This window comes from Frankia sp. Mgl5, assembly GCF_023242985.1.
Lineage (GTDB): Bacteria > Actinomycetota > Actinomycetes > Frankiales > Frankiaceae > Parafrankia > Parafrankia soli.
Genome location: NZ_JALKFY010000328.1, coordinates 1 through 239 on the forward strand (window position 1 = coordinate 1; position 239 = coordinate 239).

A 239-nucleotide genomic window follows, 5' to 3' on the forward strand; every position below is an offset into this window, starting at 1 on the left:
GTTTCTGGCCGGTGTGAGCCTGGCGGTAGCAGCGATACCGGAAGGATTGCCTGCGATTGTGACGATTGCGTTGGCTTTGGGCGTACAGCGAATGATCAAGCGAAACGCCATCGTCCGGAAGCTGCCTTCGGTAGAGACATTGGGCTGTGCATCGGTGATCTGCTCCGACAAAACGGGAACTCTGACGCAAAATAAAATGACCGTCACCCATCTATGGCACAGCGATGAAGTATTTCAAG

At 53.6% G+C, this 239-nt stretch carries 1 protein-coding gene; it reads left to right on the forward strand.

The window, feature by feature from the left end:
* The coding region (locus MXD62_RS09540) for an HAD-IC family P-type ATPase (RefSeq protein ID WP_248828995.1) at positions 1–239 on the forward strand (239 nt) is incomplete at both ends.